This is a genomic window from Micromonospora sp. NPDC049799 (assembly GCF_040656655.1).
Classification (GTDB): Bacteria; Actinomycetota; Actinomycetes; order Mycobacteriales; family Micromonosporaceae; genus Micromonospora.
This window is the reverse complement of sequence record NZ_JBFAMU010000483.1, coordinates 1-3,784: the sequence shown is the minus strand read 5'-3', so window position 1 is coordinate 3,784 and position 3,784 is coordinate 1. Positions and strand designations below refer to the sequence as shown.

Here is a 3,784-nt window from a genome sequence, read left to right as displayed (position 1 = left end):
CGGGTGACGAGTGGACCACCCGGATCGACATGCTGCAGCCGACGCTCTGGGCGATGTCGCTCGGGCTGGCCGAGTTGTGGCGGGCAGGTCGGCCTCCGGCTCGGGCACCCGGTCGGCGAGGTCGCCGGCGAACGCGACGAGCGCGGCCGGGTTGCGGGCGGAGAGTGGCACCACCGCGGGCAGGCCCGTGTCCGGCGGCTCGACGGCCGGGCCGGCGACCGGTACGGGGGCCGGGCCGACCACGACGTGGGCGTTGGTGCCGCCCCAGCCGAACGAGTTCACCCCGAGGTAGACCGGTTCGTCAGCGGGGAGCGTCAGCGGCTCCCGCACCACGGTGACGTTGAGCCGGTCGAACGGGATCTCCGGGTTGAGCGTGGCGGAGTGCAGGCTCGGCGGAACGGTGCGGTGCCGGAGCGCGAGCAGGACCTTGAACAGGCCGGCCATCCCGGCCGCCGCCTCCAGGTGGCCGATGTTGGTCTTCACCGACCCGATCGGCAGCGGCCCGACGGTGCGGACCTGGCCGAGCACCTCGCCGATCGCGCCGACCTCGATCGGGTCGCCCCGGCCGGTGCCGGTGCCGTGCGCCTCGACGTAGCCGAGCCGGTCCGGCGGCACCGCGCCGTCGCCGTACGCGAGGCGGAGCAGTTCGCGCTGCCCATCCCGACTGGGGGTCACCAGGCTCTCCCCGCCGCCGTCGTTGTTGACCACCGAGCGGAGCAGCACGCCGTGCACCCGGTCGCCGTCGCGCAGCGCCCGGTCGAGCCGCTTGACCAGGACGGCGGCGACGCCCTCGCCACGGACGAACCCGTCGGCGTCGGCCGCGAAGGCGGCGCACCGGCCGTTCGGGGAGAGACCCCCGAAGTGGGTGAGGCCGACGGACACGTCGGGCGCGAGGATCAGGTTCACCCCGCCGACGACGGCGGCGTCGATCTCGCCCGACCGCAGCGCCTGCGCGGCGAGGTGCAGGGCGACCAGCGACGACGAACAGCCGGTCTCCACGGTCAGGCTCGGGCCGCGCAGCTTCAACGCGTACGACACCCGAGCGGCGATCACGTCGAGGGCGTTGCCCACCAGGCTGTGCTGGCTGGTCGGGGCGCCCCGCTCCCGGCGGGCGATCTCGTAGTCGTGCCAGGACGCGCCGACGTAGACGCCGGTACGGGTACCGGCCAGGCCGGCGGACGGCTGTCCGGCGTCCTCCAGCGCCCGCCAGGTGACCTCGAGCATCAGGCGTTGCTGGGGGTCGATGTCCTCGGCCTCCCGGGGCGAGATGCCGAAGAAGGCCGCGTCGAACTGGTCCACCCCGTCGAGGAAGCCCCCCACGGCCTGGATCTCACGTTCCGGGTCGAGCTGGGCCGTGGCGTCCCACCGCTGCGCCGGTACGCCGACGACGGCGTCGCCGCGTCCGGTCAGCAGTCGCCACAGGGCCTCCGGATCATCGGCGCCCGGGAACCGCCCGGCCATGCCGACGATCGCGATCTGGTCTGCCGTGTCGAAGCCTGCCATCGCGTCCATTCACTGCCTCTTCGTCGACGGGACCACGGCGGGAGAGTGCAAAAATTGCGGGTGCCATCGTTCGTCACCCGTCGCTGTGGGAATTCCGTGGATGGCGGGTAATTCGTCGCCGCCCACCAGAATCTACGCGGGTGGCGAATGGGCGGTAACCCCGATTCCCCCGGTCCGCACCCGAGGCCGACCCCTATCGCGACGCGGACGAATGACAGCGACCAAAGTCAATGTTGATCGCATCACACGCGCGACGGCGGCGGCCCCGTGACAGGATCAACGAGACCGCCGCCGTGCCGCGTGACGGTTGCGGTCAGGGGCGCAGCCGCATCCGGACCAGGCCGGCGGTGGCCCGGGTCATCATTCCGCCGATCTCCTTCGGCGCCTTGCTCCGGCTCCACACCGCGTTGCGCGCCATCTTCGAGGGGGACGCGCTGAAGCAGCGGTTCTCCGGGTCCCCGAAGCCGAACGACGGGGGCAGGTAGTCGGCCGAGGCGATCTCACTGAAGATCCGCGCGGCGGCGTCCTTCGCGGTCAGCGTGCCGGCCTCCACCGCCTGGCAGGTCTGCCGGGTGAAGATGCCCAACTCGTTGAACTTCTCGCTGACCGGAAAGGGCGAGCCCGGGCGACGGCTGTCCTCCAGGGCGAGGAAGACCTTGTCGTCACCACTGCGCGAATAGCGGAAGTAGGCATCCTCGATGACGACGTTCCCGAGCATGGTGCCGAGCTGCCAGGTGCGGTTCACCGCATTCCACAAATCGTAGTCGCGGAACGCGACGAACGAGCTGTAGACGATGTCGTCGTGGAAGTCGAACAGTCCCTGCTGGAGCGTCTCCAGGTACTCGAAACGCTCCGTGGACCAGTTGCCGTCCCGAGCGGCGGCGATCAGCCGCCAGGCCATGATGTTGATCAGTTCGAGCGTGTTCGTCATGCCGCGCGAGTAGAGCGGGTCGATGAAGCCGGCCGCGTGCGAGGTCAGGCAGTACCGATCCCCGACGATCTGCTTGGCCGAGTACTGCAACCGGCCGGTGGAGACCCACGGCCGCACCGGCTTGGCGTCCTCGAACTGCCAGGCGATGTCCGGGAAGCGGTTCAGGAACCGGCGGAACTCCTCCTCCGGGGGGACGTCGGTCTTCGGGTGCACCCGCGGGTCGAGGGTCAGGCCGACGCTGACCAACGGGTTGAGCGAGTCCGGGTGGTTGTCGAACGGGATCACCCACATCCAGCCACCGTCGAAGACATGGTGCAGCGTGCCGTGGTGCCAGGGGTTCGGCTGGTCGTGGCCACGGCCGGCGGCCGGCGACCTGTCGTAGGGGCGTACCCCCATGAGATGGGTGAAGACGCTGCGCGAGTGCACCCGGGCCCGGGTGGGAATCTCGCGCAGCTCGAACTTGTCCGCCAGCGGCGAGCGGAAACCCCCGGCGTCCACCACGTAGCTGGCGCGGAACTCCTCGCCCCGGTCCGAGCGCAGCACGGCGCCCTCGTCCGGGTCGATCTCCACGTCGACCACCCGGGTGTTGAGCCGGGTGTGCGCGCCGTACTTCACCGCGACCTGGAACAGGTACATGTCCACGTCCTGGCGGAACAGGTGCGACTCGGTCCGCAGCATCGACGGCACGACCAACTGGTTGATCTGCTTCGGGTCCTGCGGCGAGCCCTCGCGGTGGTAGACGAAGCCGAAGTTCTGCTTGCGACCGCAGTTGCGGGACACGTGCTTCTGCACGCCGCGGAAGCTGGACAGCGGCTTGATCTCCGGCACGCCGTACCGGTCGGCGATGATCCTGGTCATACCGGACGTGAACGGGATCGTGGACTCCCCGATCGCGAACCGTGGGTGGGCGCCGGCGTCCAGCAGCAGCACCTTGACGCCGTTGCGGGCCAGCACCGCACCGAGCATGCCGCCAGCGATACCACTGCCGAGGATCGCCACGTCGTACCGGTCGTCGCGTCCCGATCCGGAACTGTCGAGCGGCAATCTTCTCACCTCCTTCTCGTCGGGAAACGGTGTGCGGGGGCCCGACGGCCGGCGGGCGTCAACCCGCCACCGCCATGTCCAGCACGATCTCTTCGGGCAGGTCCGCCCGGGTCTTGACGCCGAGCTTGCGGAACGTCCGGGTGAGGTGCTGCTCCACCGTGCTGACGGTGATGCACAGCCGGCGAGAGATCTCCCGGTTGGTGTGGCCGCGGGCGGCCAGTGCCGCCACCCGGCGTTCCGCCCCGGACAGCAGCGACAGCGCCGCCACCCGGCTCACCTGCTCGGCCGGGTCGGCGGGCTCGGACC

The 3,784-nt window shown here is 70.6% G+C and carries 3 protein-coding genes; all 3 read right to left on the bottom strand.

All coding sequences use genetic code 11. From position 1 onward, the window contains the following. Positions 1–1,512 (bottom strand): beta-ketoacyl synthase N-terminal-like domain-containing protein (locus tag AB0I76_RS24920; protein WP_357040016.1); only part of this gene is annotated, 1,512 nt, incomplete at its 3' end. A 304-nt stretch (positions 1,513–1,816) separates the two neighbouring features. After that, a complete protein-coding gene (locus AB0I76_RS24915; protein ID WP_357040013.1) occupies positions 1,817–3,478 on the bottom strand; it encodes a tryptophan 7-halogenase in 1,662 nt (553 codons plus the stop codon). 58 nt (positions 3,479–3,536) lie between these two features. After that, positions 3,537–3,784, bottom strand: a 248-nt coding sequence (locus AB0I76_RS24910; protein WP_357040010.1) for a helix-turn-helix transcriptional regulator, incomplete at its 5' end; no start/stop codon positions are given.